Genomic DNA, 24,494 nt, shown 5'->3' with positions numbered 1-24,494 from the left:
ATAGACACAAATAACTATAAGAGGTTCTTATATCTATGGATCAGACACGCTCTCTGGAAAGTTTCCTTGCCCATGTTCAGCAGCGCGACCCGCATCAAAGCGAGTTTGCCCAGGCCGTTCGTGAAGTGATGACCACCCTGTGGCCTTTCCTTGAAGAAAATCCACGTTATCGTCAGCTGTCTCTGCTTGAGCGCCTGGTTGAACCAGAGCGCGTTATCCAGTTTCGCGTGACCTGGGTGGACGATCGTAATCAGGTTCAGGTTAACCGCGCGTGGCGCGTGCAGTTTAACTCCGCCATCGGGCCGTTTAAGGGCGGGATGCGCTTCCACCCCTCCGTTAACCTGTCGATTCTCAAATTCCTCGGTTTCGAGCAAACCTTTAAAAATGCGCTGACCACCCTGCCGATGGGCGGCGGTAAAGGCGGAAGTGATTTCGATCCCAAAGGCAAAAGCGAAGGCGAAGTGATGCGTTTCTGTCAGGCGCTGATGACCGAACTCTACCGCCACCTTGGCCCGGATACCGACGTGCCAGCGGGAGATATCGGCGTCGGAGCCCGCGAAGTGGGCTTTATGGCCGGGATGATGAAAAAGCTCTCCAACAACAGCGCCTGCGTCTTCACCGGCAAAGGGTTGTCCTTCGGCGGCAGCCTGATCCGCCCGGAGGCCACGGGCTACGGCCTGGTCTATTTCACTGAGGCGATGCTCAAGCGCCACGGACTGGGCTTTGAAGGGATGCGCGTGGCGGTGTCCGGCTCCGGTAACGTAGCGCAGTACGCTATCGAAAAAGCGATGCAGTTTGGTGCCCGCGTGGTGACGGCGTCAGACTCCAGAGGCACGGTGGTGGATGAAGCGGGCTTTACGGCGGAAAAGCTGGCGCGCCTGTGCGAAATCAAAGCCAGCCGCGATGGCCGTCTCGCCGACTATGCCGCAGAGTTTGGCCTGACCTGGCTGGAAGGCAAACAGCCGTGGAGCGTGCCGGTGGATATCGCCCTGCCGTGCGCCACGCAGAACGAACTTGATGTGGACGCCGCGCGGACATTAATTAGCAATGGCGTGAAGGCGGTGGCCGAAGGGGCCAATATGCCGACCACCATCGAGGCCACCGATCTGTTCCTGGAAGCGGGCGTGCTGTTTGCGCCGGGCAAAGCCGCCAACGCAGGCGGCGTGGCGACCTCCGGTCTGGAGATGGCGCAAAACGCCGCGCGTCTCGGCTGGAAAGCGGAGAAAGTGGATGCGCGTCTGCACCATATCATGCTGGATATTCACCACGCCTGCGTGGAGTACGGCGGAGAGGCGTCGCAAACCAACTACGTGCGCGGCGCGAATATCGCCGGGTTCGTCAAGGTGGCGGATGCGATGATTGGGCAGGGTGTGATTTAAGCTTTATCGTGCGGCCGGGTGCCCTCACCCCGGCCCTCTCCCACGGGGAGAGGGAGAAAACCGGGCGTATCAGGCCGAGCTCTTTTTCTTTTTAAACGGTTTCTTCGCACCGCTACCCGGTGCCACCATTCCTCTGAACCGCTTCACCGGCGTGCTGCGCGCCTGATCGATCAGCTGATAAAGCGTCCCCACCAGCGGCTGCATAAAGTCCTGATAACGACACTGCTTTTCGCTGATCTGCGTCAGCACCGATTCCCAATGCGCGGTCATGTCCGGCCTTGCGGCCAGCTCCGGCAGGGAATGAATCAGGGCGCGTCCCGGCTCAGTCGAATGGATATAGCGTCCTTTTTTCTCCAGGAAACCGCGTTTAAACAGCAGCTCGATGATTCCGGCACGGGTCGCTTCGGTGCCCAGACCGTCGGTGGCGCGCAGGATCTTCTTCAGATCTTTATCCTGCACAAACCGGGCGATCCCGGTCATCGCCGACAGCAGCGTCGCATCGGTGAAATGGCGCGGCGGCTGCGTCTGGCGCTCAACCACTTCCCCTTTCTCGCATAATAGCTCGTCGTCTTTAGCCACCACCGGCAGCGGCGTGCCGTCGTTCTCTTCGTCGCGCTCTTTACTGCCAAGCAGGGTGCGCCAGCCCGCTTCCGCGAGGAAGCGCGCTTTGGCGACAAATTTGCCTTTGGCAATTTCCAGTTCGATAACGCATTTGCGGAACACCGCATCCGGGCAGAACTGCATCAGGTACTGACGGGCGATCAGGTTATAGACCTTCGCTTCGTTATCCGTCAGGTTAACGCTGCTGGCGCGGGCCGTCGGGATAATCGCGTGGTGGGCATCCACCTTCTTATCATCCCAGCAGCGGTTGTGAGTGTCCGGGTTCACCGCCGGCTGCGGCAGCAGATCCGGCGCGTGGACGCTAATGGCGTTCATCACCGCGTGGCGTCCGGCAAAATGCTCTTCCGGCAGGTAACGACTGTCCGAACGCGGATAGGTGATGAGTTTGTGGGTTTCATACAGCTTCTGGCAGATGTCCAGCACGTTCTGCGCGCTAAGCCCAAAGCGCTTCGCGGCCTCAATCTGCAGGGCAGAAAGTGAAAACGGCAGCGGCGCGGGTTCTGATTCCCGTTTATCGTTATAGCTGGTCACGATGGCCGGTTGCCCGGTGATGCGGTTAACCACATGCTCCGCCAGTGGACGATGCAGCAACCGCCCCTCTTCATCCTGATACGATTCGCAGGCATCGCTCGGCTGCCAGACAGCGGTAAAGCGCTCCTCTTTCGGGGTGACGATATGCGCTTTCACTTCAAAGAAATCTTTGGCGACGAAATTCTCAATCTCTTCGTCGCGACGCACCACCAGCCCCAGCACCGGCGTCTGCACGCGGCCCACGGAGAGCACGCCCTGATAGCCAGCGTTACGCCCGAGGATGGTGTAGGCGCGGGTCATGTTGATGCCGTACAGCCAGTCCGCACGCGCACGCGCCAGCGCGGAGACGCACAGCGGGATAAACTCGCTGTTGGCGCGCAGACGCGAGATCGCACGCTCAACGGCCTGCGGGTTGAGGTCGTTGATCAGGCAGCGTTGTACCTGCTGGCGCTTTTCCGGTGCCAGCTCCAGGTAGTCCAGCACTTCATCCACCAGCAGTTGCCCTTCCCTGTCCGGGTCACCCGCGTGCACGATCTCAGCCGCTTCATGCAGGAAGCGTTTGATCACGTTGAGCTGTTTGGTGACCGAAGGTCGGGGCTGCAGGCGCCATTTTTCGGGCACGATGGGCAAATCATTCAGATTCCAGCGGGCGTAGCGGCTGTCATAGACATCCGGCTGCGCCTGCTCAAGCAGGTGACCAATACACCAGGTGACCACCTGCCCGTTACCGCATTCAATAAAGCCATCGCCTTTGCGATGCGGTTTAGGCAGCACATCGGCGATGGCTCGCGCCAGACTCGGCTTTTCGGCAATAAACAACCGCATCGAATTAACGGATCTCAATCATCGGTCGGCCACCGCGTGCGGTCACCAGCTCGCCGATCGCCGTCAGGGTAATGCCAAACTCGGCAGCCGTCGCCTGAACCTCGGCTTCAGACTCCGGCGTGACCGCCAGCAGCAGACCGCCGGAAGTTTGCGGATCGCACAGCAGGTTGCGCCATTCTTCAGGCATTCCGCCCATCAGATGACCGTAGCTGGCGAAGTTGCGCTGGGTACCGCCCGGGACTGCGCCCTGAGCAATGTACTCTTCCACGCCCGGCAGTTTCGGCAAGTCCTGATACCAGACCTGCGCCTGCACGCCCGCCCCCTGACACACTTCGGAGAGGTGTCCCAGCAGACCAAAACCGGTCACGTCGGTCATCGCCTTCACGCCGTCGATATTGGCGAAAGCGGCACCCGCGAGGTTCATCTGGCACATGACTTCTGTCGCCAGCCCCTGGTGCTCTGGTTTCAGCAGGGATTTTTTCTCGGCAGTGGTCAGCACGCCAATGCCCAGCGGCTTGGTGAGGAACAGCTTGCAGCCCGCCTGCGCGGTGCTGTTACGCTTCACGCGCTCGGTCGGCACCACACCGGTGACGGCCAGCCCGAAGATAGGCTCCGGCGCATCAATCGAGTGACCGCCGGCCAGCGCAATCCCCGCCTGCTGACAGGCGAAACGCCCGCCATCTATCACCTCGCGGGCAACTTCAGGCGGGATGGTGTTGATCGGCCAGCCCAGAATAGCGATCGCCATAATCGGTTTGCCGCCCATGGCGAAGATATCGCTGATGGCGTTAGTGGCCGCAATACGCCCGAAGTCGAACGGGTTATCGACAATCGGCATAAAGAAGTCGGTGGTGCTGATAATGCTGGTGCCGTTACCCAGGTCATAAACCGCTGCATCGTCACGCGTTTCGTTGCCGACAAGCAGGTTCGGGTCGACAAACTTCGCCTGTTCGCTGTGCAGGATGGTCTCCAGCACTTTCGGGGAAATTTTACAACCGCAACCGGCTCCGTGGCTGTACTGCGTTAAACGAATGGTTTGCTCGCTCATGGACGTCTCCTGTCATCTCAATCGCGCTATGGTAGCGCTCATTCCATAAAGAGGTAAGTATGACTGTCTGAATTCTGCGGCAGATGCTCAGAATCCAGACAGTTTAGCGTGCGTTATCAGAAACGGCTGACGAAAGGCGTGGTGTCCGGCACGCTGATGGTGCTGGAGGCTTTAAGCTGCGGGGTACCGAGATAGAGGAAGCCGACAATTTTGTCATGCTCGCCGCAGCCAAAACCGTCACGGACCGCCGGGCTTTCGGTCAGCGGACCGGTGCGCCAGATGCCATTGAAGCCTTGCGCGACAGCGGCCATTTGCATCGCCATCACGGCGCAGCCGGCAGACATTTCCTGTTCCCAGACCGGCACCTTATGGTCAGCCTGGCATTTTGCCACGACAGCGATGATCATCGGGGCGCGGAACGGAGCATTACGCGCCTTGTCGATACCTTTCTCATCCTGCCCTGCGGCCACCGCGCCCTGCTCCAGCAACTGGCTGAAACGATCGCGGCCTTCGCCTTCAATCACAAAGAAGTGCCACGGCTGCAGAGTGCCATGATCGGGGGCACGCATACCGGCACGCAGAATGTTCTCCAGCTGTTCGCCCGCCGGGGCCGGTTCGGCCAGACGTGAAGCGCTACGGCGGTTAACAAGCAGTTCGAGTGCATCCATTGGTTAACTCCTTTCTTGAAATTTACTCACAAAATTAACACGACGGCAGATTTTGTTACAGCCTGGCAGGCGATTCCTGCTGACAAGTGGCGGTTGGGTCATTACGATAACCCAACATTACCGTCCAGTGGCGGCGGAAACAGTCATTTTCTGGTTAGGGAGAATACATGCGAACCCTTTGGCGAATCTTTGCCGGTTTCTTTAAATGGACGTGGCGACTGCTCAACTTCGTCCGCAACCTGGTGATGAACATCTTCTTCATTTTCCTGGTTCTGGTTTGCGCGGGCATCTGGATGCACATCAGTAACGCGAATCAGGCGCAGCATTCGACTCGCGGGGCGCTGTTACTCGATATCACCGGCGTTATTGTTGATAAACCGTCTGCCAGCAGCCGTCTGGGGGTAATCAGCCGCCAGCTGTTTGGCGCGACATCAGACCGTCTGCAGGAAAATTCCCTGTTTGATATTGTCGATACCATTCGTCAGGCCAAAGACGACCGTAACATCACCGGGATCGTGCTGGATCTGAAAGATTTTGCCGGCGGCGATCAGCCTTCCATGCAGTACATCGGTAAAGCGCTGCGCGAATTCCGCGACAGCGGCAAGCCGGTGATTGCCGTGGGCGACAGCTACAGCCAGGGGCAATATTATCTGGCGAGCTTTGCCAATAAGATCTGGCTCTCCCCGCAGGGCACGGTCGATCTGCACGGTTTTGCCACCAACGGGCTGTATTACAAATCGCTGCTCGACAAGCTGAAGGTCACCACCCACGTCTTCCGCGTCGGGACTTATAAGTCGGCCGTTGAGCCGTTCATCCGCGATGATATGTCCCCTGCCGCCCGTGAAGCGGACAGCCGCTGGATTGGCGAACTGTGGCAGAACTATCTGGGCACCGTTGCCGCTAACCGCCAGATTACGCCGGAACAGGTGTTCCCTGGCGCACAGGGCGTGCTGGACGGCCTGCGTAAAGTGGATGGCGATACCGCGAAATATGCGCTCGACAACAAACTGGTTGATGCCCTGGGCACCAGCGCCGAAATTGAAAAATCCCTGAGCAAACAGTTTGGCTGGAGCAAAGAGGACAAAAATTACAGCGCCATCAGCATGTACGACTACTCGGCGAAAAAACCGGATGAGAGCGGTGACAGCGTCGCGGTGGTCTTTGCCAACGGTGCCATCATGGACGGTCAGGAGACCCCGGGGAACGTGGGCGGTGATACCACGGCATCACAAATCCGCGATGCGCGCCTGGATCCGAAAGTGAAAGCGATTGTGCTGCGGGTGAACAGCCCTGGCGGCAGCGTCAGCGCCTCCGAGGTGATCCGCGCTGAACTGGCTGCCGCGCGTGCCGCCGGCAAGCCGGTCGTCGTCTCAATGGGCGGAATGGCCGCCTCCGGGGGGTACTGGATCTCCACTCCCGCTAACTATATCGTGGCTAACCCAAGCACATTGACCGGATCAATTGGCATCTTCGGGGTGATCAACACCGTGGAAAACAGCCTGGATTCTCTGGGCGTGCATACCGACGGCGTGGCGACCTCCCCGCTGGCGGATGTGTCGGTGACAAAATCTCTGCCGCCGGAAGTCTCTGAGATGATGCAGCTCAGCATTGAGAACGGCTATAAACGCTTTATCACCCTGGTGGCGGATTCGCGTAAAAAGACGCCTGAGCAGATCGACCAGATTGCCCAGGGCCACGTCTGGACCGGCCAGGATGCGAAGAGCAACGGTCTGGTCGACAGCCTGGGCGACTTCGATGACGCGGTGAAGAAGGCCGCTGAACTGGCGAAGCTGAAACAGTGGCATGTTGAATACTATCAGGACGAGCCGTCGTTCTTTGATATGGTCATGGACAGCATGTCCGGCTCCGTGCGCGCCATGCTGCCGGAGGCGCTGCAGGCCTATCTGCCTGCGCCCGTCGCCACGGCGGCAAAAGCGATGAAAGCGGAAAGCGATAAGCTCGCGGCCTTTAATGATCCACAAAGTCGTTACGCGTTTTGCCTGACCTGCGCGAACGTCCGTTAAAAACCGTCCCCTCTTCTCGCGAAGAGGGGATTTTTTTCTTTTGAAGAACAAGAACTCACTATCATGCAGAAGAAATCGATTTATGTAGCCTACACTGGCGGTACCATCGGTATGCAACGCTCTGAAAACGGCTATATCCCCGTCTCCGGCCACCTTCAGCGTCAGCTTGCGCTGATGCCAGAATTCCACCGTCCGGAAATGCCTGACTTCACTATCCACGAGTATGAGCCGCTGATGGACTCCTCCGATATGACGCCAGAAGACTGGCAGCACATCGCGGATGACATCAAAGCCCATTACGACCAGTATGACGGTTTCGTGATCCTCCACGGTACCGACACCATGGCCTTTACCGCCTCGGCGCTCTCCTTCATGCTGGAGAATCTGAGCAAGCCGGTTATCGTGACGGGCTCGCAAATTCCGCTGGCGGAGCTGCGCTCCGACGGTCAGATCAACCTGCTGAACTCCCTGTACGTAGCGGCGAATTACCCAATTAACGAAGTGTCGTTGTTCTTTAACAACCGCCTGTATCGGGGCAACCGCACCACCAAAGCCCATGCCGACGGGTTTGACGCATTCGCTTCACCCAACCTTCAGCCGCTTCTGGAAGCCGGTATTCATATTCGTCGTCTGGGAACCCCGCCTGCGCCAAACACCGCAGGCGAGCTGATTGTGCATCCGATCACGCCGCAACCGATTGGCGTGGTCACCATCTACCCGGGGATCTCTGCGGACGTGGTGCGTAACTTCCTGCGCCAGCCGGTGAAAGCGCTGATTCTGCGCTCCTATGGCGTGGGCAATGCGCCGCAGAACGGCGAATTCCTGAAAGAGCTTCAGGAGGCCAGCGAGCGCGGAATTGTAGTGGTGAACCTGACGCAGTGCATGTCCGGTAAAGTCAATATGGGCGGCTATGCCACCGGCAACGCGCTGGCGCATGCGGGGGTGATCAGCGGCTTCGACATGACCGTTGAGGCAACGCTGACTAAACTTCACTATTTACTGAGCCAGGATCTGGATATTCAGTCCATTCGCAGCGCGATGATGCAAAACCTGCGCGGCGAACTGACGCCTGACGAATAAGGAGGTCTCATGAAGCAACGCGCCCTGCTACTGGTCGATTTGCAAAATGATTTCTGCGCGGGCGGTGCGCTGGCCGTCGCCGAAGGTGACAGCACCGTTGACGTGGCCAACACGCTGATTGACTGGTGCAAAGCCCGCGGTGAAGCCGTTGTCGCAAGCCAGGACTGGCACCCGGCGAATCACGGCAGCTTTGCCAGCCAGCATCACGTCGAGCCATTCACTCAGGGAGAACTCGACGGGTTGCCACAAACCTTCTGGCCGGATCACTGCGTACAGCAGACACAGGGCGCGGAGCTGCATCCGCTCCTGAAACAGAAAGCCATCGATGCGGTGTTCCATAAAGGGGAAAACCCGGCTATCGACAGCTACAGCGCGTTTTTTGATAACGGGCATCGCCAGAAAACGGCGCTGGACGCGTGGTTACGTCACCATGAAATCACGGAGCTGATTGTGCTGGGGCTGGCAACCGATTACTGCGTGAAGTTTACCGTGCTGGATGCGCTCCAGTTAGGCTATACCGTCAGCGTCATCACCGACGGTTGCCGTGGGGTGAATATTCAGCCGCAGGACAGTGCCCAGGCGTTTATGGACATGGCCGCGGAAGGCGCGACGCTGTATACGCTCGAAGACTGGCTGGAAACGCAGGCGTAGTCTTTTATGCCGGGTGGCGCTGCGCTTACCCGGCCTACTTTCTTTGGTTTTGTAGGCCGGGTAAGCGCAGCGCCACCCGGCATTTCTTCCCCAATCCCCATAAAGTGAACTCCCTCGCATCCTCAGCGAAGCGGCAATGCTATTCTCATCAGGTTGTTTTTTCGCCACGCCTTTTCCGTGGTGTGGTTAATTTTATTATGTCAAAGAGGAACTTGTATGAAACGTATGCCTTTGCTGGCAGTATTGCCCCTGCTGTGCGCTTCCGTTGCTTCTGCCAGCAACCTGATGTCCGTGGGCTACTTTAACGGCGGAGGTGACGTCACTGCCGGACCGGGTGGCGACATCAACAAATTAGACGTCCGCCAGATTACGCATCTCAACTACTCGTTTGGTCTGATCTATAACGACGAAAAAGACGAAACCAACGCCGCGCTGAAAGACTCGACCAGGCTGCACCAGATCTGGTTATCACCCAAAGTCACCTCCGACCTCGCATTCATCCCGACCCTGCGCAAACAAAACCCGAACCTTAAGGTCCTGCTCTCCGTCGGCGGCTGGGGCGCACGCGGTTTCTCTGGCGCAGCGGCAACCAAAGAGAGCCGCGCGGTGTTTATCCGCTCCGCGCAGGAGATTGTCAACAAGTACGGTCTGGACGGGATCGATCTCGACTGGGAGTACCCGGTGAATGGCGCATGGGGTCTGGTTGCAAGCCAGCCCGCCGACCGGGATAACTTCACCGCCCTGCTAAAAGAGATGCGCGCCGCCTTCGGGCACAAAAAGCTGGTGACCATTGCGGTGGGCGCCAACGCAGAAAGTCCGAAAAGCTGGGTGGATGTCACCGCCATCGCTCCCCTGCTCGACTACATCAACCTGATGACCTACGACATGGCGTACGGAACGCAATATTTCAACGCCAATTTGTATGACTCCAGCACCTGGCCGACGGTGGCCGCCGCAGATAAATACAGCGTCGATTTTGTGGTGAACAACTATCTGGCCGCCGGGCTGAAGCCGCAGCAGATGAACCTCGGAATCGGTTTCTATGGCCGCGTGCCGAAACGCGCCGTGGAGCCGGGCATTGACTGGAGCAAACCCGACGCACAAAAAAATCCGGTCACGCAGCCCTACTTCGGGCCACAGGAGATCGGGTTGTTCAGGTCACTCGGCTATGACCTGACCAAAGATACCTACGTGAAGTACAACGACATCGTGAAGAAGCTGTTGAACGATCCGCAGAAGCGCTTTACCGAGCATTGGGACGACCAGGCGAAAGTGCCGTGGCTCTCAGTGAAGGGTGCCGATGGCAACGCGCTGTTTGCGATTTCGTATGAGAACCCACGTTCCGTTGCCATCAAAGCGGACTATATCAAAGCGAAAGGCCTCGCCGGGGCGATGTTCTGGGAGTATGGCGCGGATGACGAAAACCAGTTAGCGAAGCAGCTGGCGGCGTCGCTGGGGATCCCGCACTAAGCAGTATTGTGCCGGGTGGCGCTAACGCTTACCCGGCCTACATTGAGTTCATTATTTGAAAGTGGCAATCGGCTTCGGCGTGATGCCGAACTCTTCTTTCAGCTCACGCTTGCTCTTCATCACCATCTGGCCGTTGGTGTCGATAGTCATATGCTGCGCGTCGGTGTTATTGCGCGCCTGCCATAACATGACCAGTTGCAGGCTGTTCTCTTTTTGATCCGGCTTCAGCGCGACGCCGTCAGGCCATTTTCCGAGCTCAACGGCGGTGACCAGACGCTGATAAATCTCCGGCGTCATGCCGCTAATCATCTCTTCAATATTCACAATCGCTCCCTTTAGCAGGAATAATTTGCTGAATCGTTTCTTCAACCTTTAATCTGGTCGCCGTTTTCATCGTCGCTGAAGCTCAGGGAGGCTGAATTGACGCAGAAACGCTCGCCCGTTGGCTGTGGTCCATCCGGGAAGACGTGACCCAGGTGCGCATCACAGTTGCCGCAGCGTATTTCCGTGCGCACCATGCCATGGGATGAGTCAGTCAGGTAGCGGATTGCCTCGTCGCTCACCGGCTCGTAAAAGCTCGGCCAGCCGCAGCCAGAATCGTATTTCGTCTGGGAATTGAACAACGGCGCATCACAGACCAGACAGTGGTAAACGCCATCGCGTTTGTTATGCAGTAAACGTCCGGTGAACGGCGGTTCCGTGCCGTGATTCTGCGTCACGTAAAACTGCATTTCTGTGAGGTTTTTTTTCAAATCGTCAGGGTTACGTTGGTTCGACATAGGCTTACATCTCGCTGTAGAAACAGACATCTTTTACCCCGGATTCTAACAAAACATTAACACCCTTGCGTGCACTTTTGATCTAAACTTATGTGTCGCGAAAAGGCGGTCAGGCAATTGTGATCACGTTCACATTTTTATCCTGAGAGGACTTTAAAATTCCGGGCGCAGCCCCCATGTGGTTGCAAGCTCAAAGGGAAAGTGAGGCGAGTCAGTCGCACAAACGTTAGTCACAGGATTGATTTGTCGCAATGATTGACACGATTCCGCTTGACGCTGCGTAAGGTTTTTGTAATTTTACAGGCAACCTTTTATTCACTAACAAATAGCTGGTGGAATATATGACTATCAAAGTAGGTATCAACGGTTTTGGCCGTATCGGCCGTATTGTTTTCCGTGCTGCTCAGAAACGTTCTGACATCGAAATCGTTGGTATCAACGATCTCCTGGACGCTGAATACATGGCGTACATGCTGAAGTACGACTCAACTCACGGTCGTTTCGACGGCACCGTTGAAGTGAAAGACGGCCACCTGGTTGTTAACGGCAAAACCATCCGCGTTACTGCTGAGAAAGACCCAGCTAACCTGAAATGGAACGAAATCGGTGTTGATGTTGTTGCTGAAGCAACCGGTATCTTCCTGACCGACGAAACTGCACGTAAACACATCACTGCGGGTGCGAAAAAAGTTGTTCTGACGGGTCCTTCCAAAGACAACACCCCAATGTTCGTTCGTGGTGCAAACTTCGAGACTTACGCTGGCCAGGACATCGTTTCTAACGCATCCTGCACCACCAACTGCCTGGCACCGCTGGCTAAAGTTATCAACGACAACTTCGGCATCATCGAAGGTCTGATGACTACCGTTCACGCAACCACCGCTACTCAGAAAACCGTTGACGGCCCGTCTCACAAAGACTGGCGCGGCGGCCGTGGCGCGGCTCAGAACATCATCCCATCCTCTACCGGTGCTGCTAAAGCAGTAGGTAAAGTACTGCCAGAACTGAACGGCAAACTGACTGGTATGGCGTTCCGCGTTCCAACTCCTAACGTATCCGTTGTTGACCTGACCGTTCGTCTGGAAAAAGCTGCTTCTTATGAAGAAATTAAGAAAGCCATCAAAGCTGCTTCCGAAGGCGCAATGAAAGGCGTTCTGGGTTACACCGAAGACGACGTTGTCTCTACCGATTTCAACGGCGAAGTGTGCACTTCCGTGTTCGATGCTAAAGCAGGTATCGCACTGAACGACAACTTCGTTAAACTGGTATCCTGGTACGACAACGAAACCGGCTACTCTAACAAAGTACTGGACCTGATCGCTCACATCTCCAAATAAGTTGAGATGAGTGTTTGATCCAAAAAGGCGACTTCGGTCGCCTTTTTTATTGCCAAGACAGAGGATTGCTTAATGATTAATAAAATTTTTGCACTTCCGGTAGTCGAACAGCTTACCCCTGTGCTTTCCCGCCGTCAGATTGACGGTGCCGATGTCATCGTCGTTGACCATCCGCGCGTTAAAGCCTCCGTGGCACTGAACGGCGCCCACCTGCTCTCCTGGAAACCGGAAGGTGAAGCCGAAGCTTTATGGCTGAGCGATGCGACCTCTTTTAAAAAAGGGGCAGCCATCCGCGGTGGCGTACCGATCTGCTGGCCATGGTTTGGCCCGTCCGCACAGCCGGGTTTGCCTTCTCACGGGTTTGCCCGTAACCAGCAGTGGACCCTGAAAGCGCATAATGAAGATGACAACGGCGCTGTGCTGACCTTTGAACTTCAGGCGAATGATCAAACCCGTGCCCTCTGGCCGCATGATTTCACCCTGTACGCCCGCTTTAAGCTGGGCAAGACCTGTGAAATTGAACTGGAAGCCCACGGTGAGTTCGAAACCACCTCTGCCCTGCATACCTACTTCCACGTGGGTGACATCGGCGCGGTGAAGGTGAGCGGCCTTGGCGATACGTATATCGACAAAGTCGACAACGCGAAAGAAGGTAAACTGAGCGACGGGGTACAGACTTTCCCTGACCGTACTGACCGCGTCTATCTGCATCCGGAAGCCTGCAGCGTGATCCACGACGGCGCCCTGAACCGTGGCATCGAAGTGGTTCATCATCATCACAGCGACGTGGTGGGCTGGAACCCGGGCCCGGCGCTTTCTGTCAGCATGGCCGACATGACGGATGAGGGGTATAAAACATTTGTCTGTGTGGAAACCGCTTGCGTGAGCACGCCGCAGAAAGCGAGCGATGAAAAACCCTCTCGCTTAGGACAGACAATCAAGATTGTGAAGCGCTAGGGGATTGTGCTTCTCTGCACCATACCAAAGCAAACGGGGCGCAAGCGCCCCGTTTTAATGCACGGACTGCACGTTAGTAGTGCAATCAGAACTTGTAGGTCACACCGACTGAGAAAATGCCTGCCCAGGACTTGTCGACCATCGGGCTGTCTTTCACCTCATCGCTCAGACGCTCGTAACGGCCAGTACCGTATACGCTCCAGTCCCCGAGGAAGTTGTAGCTAGCGGTCAGCTCCAGGTAGGGATTCCAGCCATCATCAGCGCTGTAGCTTTTCAGACCACTGCGACGGGACTCGTTTTTAGAGACGCCGTAATAATAGTCGTTGTAGTTCTCGCTGTTGTACTGCACACCGATACCTGGCGTCAGGGTCAGCGCACCGTTGGTGTAGCGGTATAACCACGCCAGATCCCAGATAAAGCCGTTGCTGTTATCCAGCGTGTCACCCGCGAGGGCAGTACGCAGGAAACCGTACTGGGTGTTATGCACATAGGAAAGCCCAGCCATCAGGGTGCCTTTACGCTTGTCGAGCTGACGAAGCGCGTGGCTGTCGCTGTCGCCCGGCTTGAAGTGCGTTGGGTCGTAGTAAGCCATAATGGAGAGCTTATCGGCCGTATCGTTCCACAGATAGTAGCCACCGCCGAGCCCATGGAACCAGACGTTATCGCCTTCATAGGTGACAACGGGAACGGGATAAAGATCACGGTCATACTGTTTGTACGGGCTGTTAATGACGCCAACGCCCGCGCCAACCGTCCACTGACTTTCCGCCTGTGCGGTACTTACTGCGGTCGCGGCAAGGATGCCCAATGCCAGAAGTTTGAGTTTGGTCACAATCCATTCTTTCCTGTAGTCAAATAATCAGCGGGTGAAGTGTAACCGCCATTCCCGTACATCCCAAAATTTTTTGCCTGCTAATCAGTCTGATTAACCCATTATTTTTAACTTTTCTGATGACAACCCGCTTTCATTTATATGACCACTGTATGAAAAAGGGGCATTTGCCTTATCACCACAGTGGAAATTTTTGGATGAGTTATTGATATGTCATTGAAATTAGATTTTATCGGCATGCAAGTTTTGCAAATGCCATCTACGCTTTAATTTAAGAAGAGTTTTCCTGAACACCCCGCAGTGCTTAGCGTCCGACCTGGCACACAGGTTGCTGCTCTGGCAGTGAGGTGCGAGAGATCCTCTTCCGGGAGCCTCCACTACTCATACGAACGGCTCTTATCCTGTGCTAAAAAACGAAAGGACGGCATGCCATGAATATATTCGATCACTATCGCCAGCGTTATGAAGCTGCCAAGGACGAAGAGTTCACACTGCAGGAGTTTCTTACCATCTGTCGGCAAGATCGCAGTGCTTATGCCAATGCGGCAGAACGGCTATTGATGGCTATTGGTGAGCCAAACATGGTTGATACTGCCCTGGAACCCCGGCTTTCCCGTCTCTTTTCGAATCGGGTGGTCGCCCGCTACCCGGCGTTTGAAGAGTTCTATGGTATGGAAGATGCCATTGAACAAATCGTCTCTTACCTGAAGCATGCTGCTCAGGGCCTGGAAGAGAAGAAACAGATCCTCTATTTACTCGGTCCGGTGGGGGGCGGTAAGTCCTCGCTGGCAGAACGCCTGAAGTCGCTGATGCAGCGCGTACCTATCTATGTGCTGAGCGCGAACGGCGAGCGCAGCCCGGTCAACGACCATCCGCTGTGCCTGTTTAACCCGCAGGAAGATGCGCAAATTCTGGATAAAGAGTATGGCATCCCGCGTCGCTATCTCGGCACCATCATGTCGCCGTGGGCGGCGAAACGTCTGCACGAGTTTGGCGGCGACATCACCAAATTCCGCGTGGTGAAAGTCTGGCCGTCTATCCTGGAACAGATTGCCATCGCGAAAACAGAACCCGGGGATGAGAACAACCAGGACATCTCCGCTCTGGTGGGTAAAGTCGATATCCGTAAGCTGGAAAACTTCGCGCAGAATGACCCGGATGCCTACGGTTACTCCGGCGCGCTCTGCCGCGCAAACCAGGGGATAATGGAATTCGTCGAGATGTTTAAAGCACCGATCAAAGTGCTGCATCCACTGCTGACGGCGACCCAGGAAGGGAACTATAACGGGACGGAAGGTATCTCCGCCCTGCCGTTTAACGGGATCATTCTCGCCCACTCGAACGAATCTGAATGGGTGACTTTCCGTAATAACAAAAACAATGAGGCGTTCCTTGACCGCGTTTACATCGTCAAAGTGCCTTATTGCCTGCGGATCTCCGAAGAGATCAAAATTTACGAGAAATTGCTTAACCACAGTGAGCTGGCGCATGCCCCGTGCGCGCCCGGCACCCTGGAAACGCTGTCACGCTTCTCTATCCTGTCGCGTCTGAAAGAGCCGGAAAACTCCAGCATCTACTCAAAAATGCGCGTATACGATGGTGAAAGCCTGAAAGATACCGACCCGAAAGCGAAGTCCTATCAGGAATACCGCGATTACGCCGGGGTTGATGAAGGGATGAACGGTCTGTCCACGCGTTTTGCGTTTAAGATCCTCTCCCGTGTCTTTAACTTTGACCATGCGGAAGTGGCGGCTAACCCGGTTCATCTGTTCTACGTGCTGGAGCAGCAAATCGAACGCGAGCAGTTCCCACAGGAGCAGGCTGAACGCTACCTGGAGTTCCTGAAAGGTTACCTTATTCCAAAATACGCCGAGTTCATTGGCAAAGAGATCCAGACGGCCTACCTGGAGTCCTATTCAGAATACGGGCAGAACATTTTCGACCGTTATGTCACCTACGCTGACTTCTGGATCCAGGATCAGGAGTACCGCGACCCGGATACCGGCCAGCTGTTTGACCGTGAATCCCTGAACGCGGAGCTGGAAAAAATCGAGAAGCCGGCCGGGATCAGCAACCCGAAAGACTTCCGTAACGAGATTGTGAACTTTGTGCTGCGCGCCAGAGCGCACAACAACGGCCGCAATCCGAACTGGACCAGCTACGAGAAGCTGCGCACGGTCATTGAGAAGAAAATGTTCTCTAATACCGAAGAGCTGTTGCCGGTGATCTCGTTTAACACCAAAACCTCAACCGATGAACAGAAAAAGCACGACGATTTTGTCGACCGTATGATGGAGAAAGGCTACACCCGCAAACAGGTTCGCCTGCTCTGCGAATGGTATCTGCGTGTGCGTAAATCGTCTTAAAACAAGTGCCCGGTGGCGTTTAACGCCTGCCGGGCCTACAAAATGCAAGTTGGCAAATGCAGTACGGGGGGTATATGACCTGGTTTATTGACCGGCGTCTTAACGGCAAAAACAAGAGCACGGTGAACCGCCAGCGCTTCTTGCGTCGTTATAAAGCGCAAATTAAACAGTCTATCTCCGAGGCCATCAACAAACGCTCGGTGACCGACGTCGACAGCGGCGAGTCTGTCTCCATCCCCACCGATGACATCAGCGAACCGATGTTTCATCAAGGGCGAGGCGGCCTGCGCCATCGCGTACACCCAGGTAATGACCACTTCGTTCAGAACGACAGAATTGAGCGTCCTCAGGGCGGCGGCGGTGGTTCAGGAAGCGGTCAGGGACAGGCCAGCCAGGACGGTGAAGGTCAGGACGAATTTGTCTTCCAGATCTCAAAAGATGAATATCTCGACCTGCTGTTCGAAGACCTGGCGCTGCCGAATCTGAAAAAGAATCAGCACCGTCAGCTCAATGAATACAAAACCCATCGCGCGGGTTATACCGCCAACGGCGTGCCCGCCAATATCAGCGTCGTGCGTTCGCTGCAGAACTCGCTGGCGCGACGCACGGCCATGACAGCAGGAAAACGTCGTGAGCTGCGCGAACTGGAGAGCAGCCTGAAGGTGGTTGAAAACAGCGAGCCGGCGCAACTGCTGGAAGAGGAGCGCCTGCGTAAAGAGATTGCCGAGCTGAGAGCGAAGATCGACCGGGTACCGTTTATCGACACCTTCGACCTGCGCTACAAGAACTACGAAAAGCGTCCGGAACCCTCCAGCCAGGCGGTGATGTTCTGTCTGATGGACGTTTCCGGTTCCATGGACCAGGCCACCAAAGATATGGCGAAGCGTTTTTATATTCTGCTCTATCTCTTCCTGAGCCGAACGTATAAGAACGTGGAAGTGGTCTATATTCGCCACCATACCCAGGCTAAAGAGGTGGATGAACATGAATTCTTCTACTCTCAGGAGACCGGGGGCACCATCGTCTCGAGCGCGCTGAAGCTGATGGATGAAGTGGTGAAAGAGCGTTACGACCCGGCGCAGTGGAACATCTATGCCGCGCAGGCGTCGGACGGCGATAACTGGGCAGATGACTCACCGCTGTGTCACGAAATTCTGGCGAAAAAGATTCTGCCGGTGGTGCGTTACTACAGCTATATCGAAATCACCCGTCGCGCACACCAGACCCTCTGGCGGGAGTATGAACATCTGCAGTCGATGTTTGATAATTTTGCCATGCAGCACATTCGTGACCAGGATGATATTTATCCCGTGTTCAGGGAGCTGTTCCACAAGCAGTCCGCCACCAGCAACGCATAATCCAACAGCCAGCGAACCCGCTGGCTGTTTTCTTCCGACCCCGTACATCCCGTGCTAATGTAGAAGGCTACCTACTGGATTTTCACCGGGAAAACGTTATGACTGGCGAGGTTATTGGGGCAGGAACCCATCAGCAACTGATTACTTTACTCACCGAGCAGGGCGCACGGTTTCGCATCATGGAGCATGAGGCGGTCGGAAAATGCGAAGCGGTAAGTGAAATTCGCGGGACCGAACTGCGCCAGGGGGCAAAAGCGCTGGTGTGCAAAGTGAAGGGAAACGGCGTAAAAAAACACGTTCTGGCAATCCTGGCCGCCGATCTGCAGGCCGACCTGAGCCAGCTTGCCAGCCATTTTGGTGGGCTGAAAGCCTCTCTCGCCAGCCCGGCTGAGGTCGATGCTCTCACCGCCTGCGTGTTTGGCGCCATCCCGCCCTTTAGCTTCCATCCTGATCTGGCGCTGGTTGCCGACCCGCTGCTGTTCGAGCGCGTTGACGAAATCGCGTTTAACGCTGGTCTGCTGGAGAAATCCGTGATTATGGACACCCAGGATTACCTGCGCATCGCCCGTCCAGAGCTGGTGGCGTTCCACAGAGCCTGACCGCGCTGGCTGGCGCTCCTGTCAGCCTTTTCTTTCCAGAAGCAGCACGGAAGCGACCAGAATAACGGCGATGGCGAAAAACGATGAGGAGATAATCAGCGTTTCGACAAACATGTGATCGTTCATGATGGCGACCCCTTTTGCGATATCTCCCTTCGTTTTAATCCGCGTAAATGACAAGGTTATGACAGCGATAAAAATCTTTTTAAACCTGTCCACCGTTTTTCCGCGTACAGTAAGCAGGATCATTTTTCTGGCAAGGATTCCCCTATGTTTGACCCGACTTTGCTCATTCTGCTGGCGCTCGCCGCGCTCGGCTTTATCAGCCATAACACTACCGTCGCCATCTCGATTCTGGTGCTTATCATTGTGCGCGTAACGCCGCTAAATACCTTTTTCCCGTGGATAGAAAAACAAGGGCTGACCATCGGGATCATCATTTTAACCATTGGGGTGATGGCACCCATCGCCAGCGGTACCCTTCCCGCCTCAACGCTGCTGCACTCGTTCGTCAACTGGAAATCGCTGGTGGCGATCGCGGTGGGGATTTTTGTTTCGTGGCTGGGGGGACGCGGCGTCACGCTGATGAGCAGCCAGCCCTCGCTGGTAGCGGGCCTGCTGGTGGGCACCGTGCTGGGTGTGGCGCTCTTTCGCGGCGTTCCGGTGGGCCCGCTGATTGCGGCGGGTCTTGTCTCGCTGTTTATCGGGAAGTCGTAGTCAGGCTGGCCATATAACGCGCCGGCGTCTGACCCAGCCCCTTTTTAAACATGGTGATAAACGCGGTGGTCGAGTCATAGCCCAGTGACTGAGCCACCTGCTGCACTGATTTGCCGCTAATCAAATGCTGTAACGCCACAATCAACTGCAGCTGGTGACGCCAGCGGCGAAAGCTCAAGCCGGTCTCTTTCACCACCAGCCGTGCCAGGTTGCGTTCGCTCATGGCAAAGTGGCTTGCCCACTGCGCCAGCGTCTGCCAGGCCGCCGGCTCTTCCGCCATCTTCTCGCTCATCAGCCGGATTTTGGGATGGGGTGAGACGGGCAGTTGCAGATGCTCCTGGCGCTGGAGCGGCAGTTCATCAAACAGGACATTCACCAGCCGCGAGGTGGCCGCATGGTGCAGCTGTTCACGTGATTTTTCTGCCAGCGATAAAATCAATTCCCGTACCAGCGGAGAGATTTTCAGGGTGCAGCAGCGGTCGGGCAACCGCGCGGCCCCCGGTTCAATGAACAGAAAGCAGAGTTGTGCCCCCGGCGTGGCTCTGTTGCTGTGCGGCATCTGGCCGGGGATCCAGACGGCATACTGAGGCGGCACCATCAGCATGGCATTTTCCACTTCGCAGGTGATCGCCCCGCCAAGTGCCAGAATTAGCTGTCCCTTGCGGTGGTGATGAAGCGGAATATATTGTTCCTCTGCCACCACGCGAATGCGAAATGCGACGGCCGCATCGTGCTGGCTATCAGGATCGTAGCCGTCCAGTCCCAGACCAATCATCAGGTTGTCCGATTTTAGCGATAAACTGTCATTTTAGCCTGATTTCAACCGCCGCGAAAATCGGTATGGTGTGCACTCGCTTGAACGTATGAGAACAAAATGACTACTGCACTTCGCACCTCAGGAAAACACGGCGTGCTGCTGATCGCAGGCATCCTGATGATTGCCACGACGCTTCGCGTCACCTTTACCGGGGCAGCCCCGCTGCTCGATACTATTCGTCTTGATTATGGCTTAAGCACGGCGCAAACCGGTCTGCTGACCACCCTGCCGCTGCTGGCCTTCGCTCTGGTCTCGCCGCTTGCAGCCGGTGTGGCCCGGCGCATCGGCATGGAGCGCAGCCTGTTTATCGCCCTGCTGTTGATTTGCGCCGGGATTGCCGTGCGCTCCCTGCCCTCCGCCGCTGCGCTTTTCGCGGGAACGGCGGTGATAGGCTGCGGCATTGCGCTCGGCAATGTACTGTTACCCGGGTTAATTAAACGTGACTTTCCCGGCCAGGTGGCGAAACTCACCGGTGCCTATTCCCTGACGATGGGCGTGTCGGCGGCATTCGGCTCGGCACTGATTGTTCCCCTGGCGCAGGGGGCGGCGGGCTGGCATGGCGCGCTGCTGATGCTGATGGTATTTCCACTGCTCGCGCTGCTGCTGTGGCTGCCGCAGTGGCGTCAGGAACACGCCGCGACGGTCACGGGCGCTGGCGCGCTGCATAACCGCGCCATCTGGCGCTCGGCTCTCGCCTGGCAGGTGACGCTCTTTTTGGGGATCAACTCGCTGATTTACTACGTCATCATCGGCTGGCTGCCGGCGATACTGCTCAGCCACGGCTACAGCGAAGCGCAGGCCGGCTCGGTGCATGGACTTTTACAGCTGGCCACGGCGGTACCGGGTCTTGCCGTTCCGCTGATCCTCCACCGTCTGAAGGATCAGCGGGGCATCGCCGGCGCGGTGGCGCTGATGTGCGCGGTGAGTGCGGCGGGCCTGTGGTTTATGCCTGAGCTGGCGGTAATGTGGACGCTGGTGTTTGGCTTTGGTACCGGGGCAACGATGATCCTCGGTCTGACGTTCATCGGTCTGCGCGCCAGCTCTGCGCATCAGGCGGCGGCGCTGTCCGGCATGGCACAGTCGATTGGTTATCTGCTCGCGGCCTGCGGCCCGCCGGTAATGGGGAAAATTCATGATACCACGGGAGACTGGCGTCTCCCGCTTCTGGGCTGCGCGCTGGCCGCGATGATCATGGCCGTCTGCGGCATGCTGGCCGGGCGAGACCGGGAGATCGCACCCCGTTAAACACGGTGGCAGACCCTCGGGTCTGCCTTTTTTATCCGCGGGCCGCGCGCAGCATCGCCTGCACCAGCACCACCGGACGGCCTTCCAGCGCAGCACGCTCATGCTGGAATAAGGTGATCACAAAGAACGGGTGGGTAACCAGTTCCGCGGCTCGAATTTCTCCCTGATCGTCCCAGCCTGTGACATGCATATCACCGCTCTCCAGCGCCTGGGCAAACGCCGGCGACACGCCATAATTACAGTGATACCCCTCTTCAATTTCCGGTTTGCCGTACGCTTTCGCAATCAGCGTATTATTACGCAGTTCAATGGCATCGGTTTTTTCCACCAGCGAGCAGGTGAGCGGCGCAATCACCATAGTGCCTTCGGTATCCGTCTCAGCGTGTGCCGCATCGCTCCAGCCCAACACATTACGGGCATACTCGATCAACGCATGCTGGAACCCACCGCAGGTGCCCAGGAACGGAATGCCGTTTTCACGGGCGTAGCGCGCGGCGATAAAAGCGGCTTCCGTGTTTTTATAGGGGCTTGCAGGAACCAGCCAGATGGCATCGTAGCCCACCAGATCTTCCGGGCTGGTGAGCTCCGTGGTGGCAAGCCAGTCGTAATCGGCAGTGAGGTCAAGGACAGCAGCGGCATCGTCAATGGCCAGCGGGATCGCCTGATGCGCAATAACAGCGGGATTGTAGTCGCCAACCAGCGCAATGCGCAGCGTCGTTTTAACCGGGAGGTGTTCCATGAAAGGTTCCTTATGCCAGAGAATTATCAGATAACATAAGGAACCTCAGACTACCGATCTTTTGCAGTTATCACAATACCTTAAATTGGGAGGGTGGGATCATGATTCAATGCAAACGGGTATACGAACAGGCTAGCCCGGACGACGGATATCGGGTGCTGGTGGACCGACTGTGGCCGCGCGGGGTTAAAAAAACGGACCTCGTCTATGATGAATGGTGTAAAGCGCTCGCGCCGTCGAATGAATTACGCAAGGCCTTTCACAGCGAAACCCTTGATTTCGCGGCCTTCAGTCAGGCCTATCGGGAAGAGCTGGCGCAGCATGTGGACGACGGCATGCTTCTGGCGGCGAGGGCCAAAAAGCAGACCGTCACGCTGCTGTTTGCTGCCAAAAACACGGAACAAAATCACGCGCAGGTCTTAGCTGACTGGCTGCGCCATCTGTAATCAGCTGACGGTGAGTTCACCGAGAATCTGCGGTGCTCCATCCGGGTTGAGCGGCATCAGATGTTCGGCGCGAACAAACGCAAAGCCGTGCTGATTGTCAAAGGCGTAGACATCACCCGTCACCAGCCAAAGTGCGCGATCTGCCATGGCGGGTAATTGTGTCATTACGCCGTTAACCGGGTTAACGAAGCGCAGGCCGGGCTGGCAAAGGCCAAATAACTCAACAGATTTACCAATATTGCGACGGCCTGACGCCGTGCGGGCACCCACGATTAACGCCATGCTGCCCGGTTTAAGCTGAAACATACTTCTCTCACGATAACGATGGCCAGAAACTGGCTAAGAATAATCCTAAAGAGAAGTGTATCGCAATCCCGGCCCCGCTGTCACCTGGCGGGCTGCGGGTGATCGCGACGGTAGAGGTCCCATTCATCGATCACTTTACCATCGGGTAATTTGCACTCCGTGCGCACGCCTTGTGGGCTCTGGATCGGGATCTGTTCCCCCCCTTTTTCCAGACAGTAAACGGAAGCCGGGTTAGCCATCCCGATAGCATGCGGTGGCTGAGGCGCATCCGGTGGGGGAGTTTTTGTGGTGCAAGCCGCCAGCGGTAGCGCAAGGGCCAGAAGCAGAAATCTCATCTTATTGATCCTTTTGACATCATGACAGGCTAAGGGTAACGGGCCAGCGCCGCGTTCTCCATGATTTCTCCATTTTAACTGCACTTTTCCAGCCTATAGTGCGGAATGTTCTCGATATGACCAGAGAACATCATTCCGTAATCAAGATGTCTTTGCCCCGGTCCTCAACGCCGGGGCTTTTTTCGCCCTCTCCCCCAACCCGCGCATATATTAAATTTTTTATATTCATGTTTTACTATGGCTGAAGCCTAAAAATTCAGCATAACATGCAGATGCAGACGTCTTCTGCCTGGGAGTCATTCTACGTCATGTCGGATATTATCCTTGCCCGTGTTTCAGAAACCCTCGCCACTGAACAATCCCTTGAAAGCCTCGTTCGTCAGTTACTGGAGATGCTGGAGATCGTGACCGACATGGAGTCAACTTACCTCACTAAAGTTGATATCCAGGCCCGGCTGCAGCATATCCTCTACGCCCGCAACAGCAAGCAGATGACGATCCCCGAAGGGTTGAGCGTTCCCTGGGATGAAACGCTGTGCAAGCGTGCGCTGGATAGCGATACCCTGTTCAGTAACGACGTCCCCGAACGCTGGCCTGAGTGTGAAGCGGCAAAAGCGCTTGGCATTACTACCTATATGAGCATCCCCGTCCATTTTGCCGATGGTTCATTGTACGGAACGCTCTGCGCCACCAGCACGGCGAAGAAACCCCTCAGCGAGCGCGGTGAGCAGGTGCTGAGATTATTCGCGGGTTTGATTGGCCAGTACATCCAGAAGGAGTCGCTGGTCACCCAGCTTCGCGAAGCCAACGCGGCCCTCATTGCGCACTCTTATACCGATGCCCTGACCGGTTTACCCAACCGTCGTGCCCTGTTTGAGGATCTGACCACCCTGTTCTCGCTGGCCCGGCATCTGAAGCGTAACGCCATCATCGCGTTTATCGATCTGGATGATTTTAAACTGATTAACGACCGTTATGGACACGAAGCCGGCGACCAGTTCCTGGTTGAAGTGGGCAAACGTCTGACGGAAGGAAAGCAGCAGGACGACATCATCGGCCGGCTGGGTGGTGATGAGTTTCTGGTGGCGTCGCTGGGCCAGCCCCACAGTGAAGGCGATATCACGCAGGTCACCCTGCTCAAATCACGTCTCAGCGCCTGTATTGCCGGTGAATACTGGCTGGGCAGCGTTCACATTATCTATCCGGGAGCCAGCCTCGGCGTTATCGAAGTTGACCCAGGCGCAACCGATCCGGACAGCGCGTTACGTGCCGCGGACGTCGCGATGTATCAGGATAAGAAAGGAAAAAGCAAAACACGCTTTCTCACTATGGATTAACCCCGTACACTCTACGGCGTTATAGAA

General features: G+C 56.2%; 25 protein-coding genes. 14 read left to right on the top strand and 11 right to left on the bottom strand.

The genetic code is table 11. The features are described from left to right. Nucleotides 1–35: 35 nt before the first annotated feature. Nucleotides 36–1,379 carry an NADP-specific glutamate dehydrogenase gene (gdhA, locus tag SP99_RS08845; protein WP_047958309.1) on the top strand — a complete coding sequence of 448 codons (1,344 nt, stop codon included), beginning with the start codon at nt 36–38 and terminating at the stop codon, nt 1,377–1,379. A 69-nt stretch (nt 1,380–1,448) separates the two neighbouring features. Here gdhA and SP99_RS08840 read toward each other — a convergent pair whose 3' ends face one another. The 3 genes from SP99_RS08840 to SP99_RS08830 form a co-directional block, all read right to left on the bottom strand. Next, the gene (locus SP99_RS08840) at nt 1,449–3,356 is read right to left on the bottom strand and encodes a DNA topoisomerase III (RefSeq protein WP_047958308.1); all 1,908 of its coding nucleotides are present in this window, start codon (nt 3,354–3,356) and stop codon (nt 1,449–1,451) included. A 4-nt stretch (nt 3,357–3,360) separates the two neighbouring features. Then, nucleotides 3,361–4,404 (bottom strand): selenide, water dikinase SelD, encoded by a 1,044-nt coding sequence (gene selD, locus SP99_RS08835; protein WP_047958307.1) that lies wholly within the window; start codon nt 4,402–4,404, stop codon nt 3,361–3,363. A gap of 116 nt (nt 4,405–4,520) precedes the next feature. Further along, the gene (locus SP99_RS08830) at nt 4,521–5,072 is read right to left on the bottom strand and encodes an NAD(P)H nitroreductase (protein WP_045285253.1); all 552 of its coding nucleotides are present in this window, start codon (nt 5,070–5,072) and stop codon (nt 4,521–4,523) included. 167 nt (nt 5,073–5,239) lie between these two features. Here SP99_RS08830 and sppA point away from each other — a divergent pair, with 167 nt between their 5' ends. The 4 genes from sppA (at nt 5,240) to SP99_RS08810 (ending at nt 10,297) form a co-directional block, all read left to right on the top strand. After that, on the top strand, nt 5,240–7,096 hold the full coding sequence (gene sppA / locus SP99_RS08825) for a signal peptide peptidase SppA (RefSeq protein WP_047958306.1): 1,857 nt from the start codon (nt 5,240–5,242) through the stop codon (nt 7,094–7,096). Between the two features lie 63 nt (nt 7,097–7,159). After that, nucleotides 7,160–8,176 carry an asparaginase gene (gene ansA / locus SP99_RS08820; protein WP_008500705.1) on the top strand — a complete coding sequence of 339 codons (1,017 nt, stop codon included), beginning with the start codon at nt 7,160–7,162 and terminating at the stop codon, nt 8,174–8,176. A 9-nt stretch (nt 8,177–8,185) separates the two neighbouring features. Next, the gene (pncA, locus tag SP99_RS08815; protein ID WP_025757381.1) at nt 8,186–8,827 is read left to right on the top strand and encodes a bifunctional nicotinamidase/pyrazinamidase; all 642 of its coding nucleotides are present in this window, start codon (nt 8,186–8,188) and stop codon (nt 8,825–8,827) included. 216 nt (nt 8,828–9,043) lie between these two features. After that, on the top strand, nt 9,044–10,297 hold the full coding sequence (locus tag SP99_RS08810) for a chitinase ChiD (RefSeq protein ID WP_047958305.1): 1,254 nt from the start codon (nt 9,044–9,046) through the stop codon (nt 10,295–10,297). A gap of 51 nt (nt 10,298–10,348) precedes the next feature. On the opposite strand, the gene SP99_RS08805 is transcribed toward SP99_RS08810, so the two are convergent. Both SP99_RS08805 and msrB read right to left on the bottom strand, forming a co-directional pair. After that, nucleotides 10,349–10,621 (bottom strand): YeaC family protein, encoded by a 273-nt coding sequence (locus SP99_RS08805; RefSeq protein WP_047958304.1) that lies wholly within the window; start codon nt 10,619–10,621, stop codon nt 10,349–10,351. Nucleotides 10,622–10,662: 41 nt separating this feature from the next. Next, nucleotides 10,663–11,076: a peptide-methionine (R)-S-oxide reductase MsrB gene (gene msrB / locus SP99_RS08800; RefSeq protein ID WP_025759332.1), complete on the bottom strand. Its 414-nt coding sequence runs from the start codon at nt 11,074–11,076 to the stop codon at nt 10,663–10,665. 341 nt (nt 11,077–11,417) lie between these two features. Between msrB and gapA the strand changes: the two genes are divergently transcribed. Both gapA and SP99_RS08790 read left to right on the top strand, forming a co-directional pair. Beyond that, a complete protein-coding gene (gapA, locus tag SP99_RS08795; RefSeq protein ID WP_014831506.1) occupies nt 11,418–12,413 on the top strand; it encodes a glyceraldehyde-3-phosphate dehydrogenase in 996 nt (331 codons plus the stop codon). Between the two features lie 72 nt (nt 12,414–12,485). Beyond that, nucleotides 12,486–13,370 carry a D-hexose-6-phosphate mutarotase gene (locus SP99_RS08790; protein ID WP_045285250.1) on the top strand — a complete coding sequence of 295 codons (885 nt, stop codon included), beginning with the start codon at nt 12,486–12,488 and terminating at the stop codon, nt 13,368–13,370. An 85-nt stretch (nt 13,371–13,455) separates the two neighbouring features. Here the strand turns inward: SP99_RS08790 and SP99_RS08785 are convergent, their stop codons facing one another. Next, nucleotides 13,456–14,202 carry a MipA/OmpV family protein gene (locus tag SP99_RS08785; protein ID WP_025759337.1) on the bottom strand — a complete coding sequence of 249 codons (747 nt, stop codon included), beginning with the start codon at nt 14,200–14,202 and terminating at the stop codon, nt 13,456–13,458. A gap of 431 nt (nt 14,203–14,633) precedes the next feature. Here SP99_RS08785 and yeaG point away from each other — a divergent pair, with 431 nt between their 5' ends. The 3 genes from yeaG (at nt 14,634) to SP99_RS08770 (ending at nt 18,525) form a co-directional block, all read left to right on the top strand. Continuing rightward, entirely contained in the window at nt 14,634–16,568 is a 1,935-nt protein-coding gene (gene yeaG, locus SP99_RS08780) for a protein kinase YeaG (RefSeq protein WP_025759338.1), read from the top strand. Between the two features lie 74 nt (nt 16,569–16,642). After that, a complete protein-coding gene (locus tag SP99_RS08775; RefSeq protein ID WP_047958303.1) occupies nt 16,643–17,926 on the top strand; it encodes a YeaH/YhbH family protein in 1,284 nt (427 codons plus the stop codon). Between the two features lie 98 nt (nt 17,927–18,024). After that, nucleotides 18,025–18,525 carry a YbaK/prolyl-tRNA synthetase associated domain-containing protein gene (locus SP99_RS08770; protein ID WP_047958302.1) on the top strand — a complete coding sequence of 167 codons (501 nt, stop codon included), beginning with the start codon at nt 18,025–18,027 and terminating at the stop codon, nt 18,523–18,525. 21 nt (nt 18,526–18,546) lie between these two features. On the opposite strand, the gene yoaI is transcribed toward SP99_RS08770, so the two are convergent. Then, nucleotides 18,547–18,651, bottom strand: coding sequence for a small membrane protein YoaI (yoaI, locus tag SP99_RS24565; RefSeq protein ID WP_094918996.1), 105 nt, complete (start codon nt 18,649–18,651; stop codon nt 18,547–18,549). A 144-nt stretch (nt 18,652–18,795) separates the two neighbouring features. On the opposite strand from yoaI, the gene SP99_RS08760 reads away from it, so the two are divergent. Continuing rightward, nucleotides 18,796–19,242, top strand: a complete 447-nt coding sequence (locus tag SP99_RS08760) for a DUF441 domain-containing protein (protein ID WP_008500737.1) — start codon at nt 18,796–18,798, stop codon at nt 19,240–19,242. Here the strand turns inward: SP99_RS08760 and SP99_RS08755 are convergent. Continuing rightward, a complete protein-coding gene (locus tag SP99_RS08755; protein ID WP_047958300.1) occupies nt 19,226–20,017 on the bottom strand; it encodes an AraC family transcriptional regulator in 792 nt (263 codons plus the stop codon). The genes SP99_RS08760 and SP99_RS08755 overlap by 17 nt on opposite strands. A 99-nt stretch (nt 20,018–20,116) precedes the next feature. On the opposite strand from SP99_RS08755, the gene SP99_RS08750 reads away from it, so the two are divergent. Next, nucleotides 20,117–21,304 (top strand): CynX/NimT family MFS transporter, encoded by a 1,188-nt coding sequence (locus SP99_RS08750; RefSeq protein WP_047958299.1) that lies wholly within the window; start codon nt 20,117–20,119, stop codon nt 21,302–21,304. 31 nt (nt 21,305–21,335) lie between these two features. Here SP99_RS08750 and SP99_RS08745 read toward each other — a convergent pair whose 3' ends face one another. Further along, entirely contained in the window at nt 21,336–22,043 is a 708-nt protein-coding gene (locus SP99_RS08745; RefSeq protein WP_025758199.1) for a CTP synthase C-terminal region-related (seleno)protein, read from the bottom strand. A 101-nt stretch (nt 22,044–22,144) separates the two neighbouring features. On the opposite strand from SP99_RS08745, the gene SP99_RS08740 reads away from it, so the two are divergent. Next, on the top strand, nt 22,145–22,489 hold the full coding sequence (locus tag SP99_RS08740) for a DUF488 domain-containing protein (RefSeq protein WP_047958298.1): 345 nt from the start codon (nt 22,145–22,147) through the stop codon (nt 22,487–22,489). Here SP99_RS08740 and SP99_RS08735 read toward each other — a convergent pair whose 3' ends face one another. Further along, complete coding sequence (locus tag SP99_RS08735) at nt 22,490–22,795, bottom strand: nuclear transport factor 2 family protein (protein ID WP_047958297.1); 306 nt, start codon at nt 22,793–22,795, stop codon at nt 22,490–22,492. An 80-nt stretch (nt 22,796–22,875) separates the two neighbouring features. After that, nucleotides 22,876–23,130 (bottom strand): putative hemolysin, encoded by a 255-nt coding sequence (locus SP99_RS08730; protein WP_047958296.1) that lies wholly within the window; start codon nt 23,128–23,130, stop codon nt 22,876–22,878. Nucleotides 23,131–23,438: 308 nt separating this feature from the next. On the opposite strand from SP99_RS08730, the gene SP99_RS08725 reads away from it, so the two are divergent. Beyond that, on the top strand, nt 23,439–24,467 hold the full coding sequence (locus SP99_RS08725; protein WP_047959793.1) for a sensor domain-containing diguanylate cyclase: 1,029 nt from the start codon (nt 23,439–23,441) through the stop codon (nt 24,465–24,467). Nucleotides 24,468–24,494: the final 27 nt, after the last annotated feature.

The organism is Enterobacter sp. BIDMC92, from assembly GCF_001030225.1.
Taxonomy (GTDB): Bacteria; Pseudomonadota; Gammaproteobacteria; order Enterobacterales; family Enterobacteriaceae; genus Enterobacter; species Enterobacter sichuanensis.
Note: the sequence above shows the minus strand (reverse complement) of the source record. Positions and strands in the feature narration are given on the sequence as shown.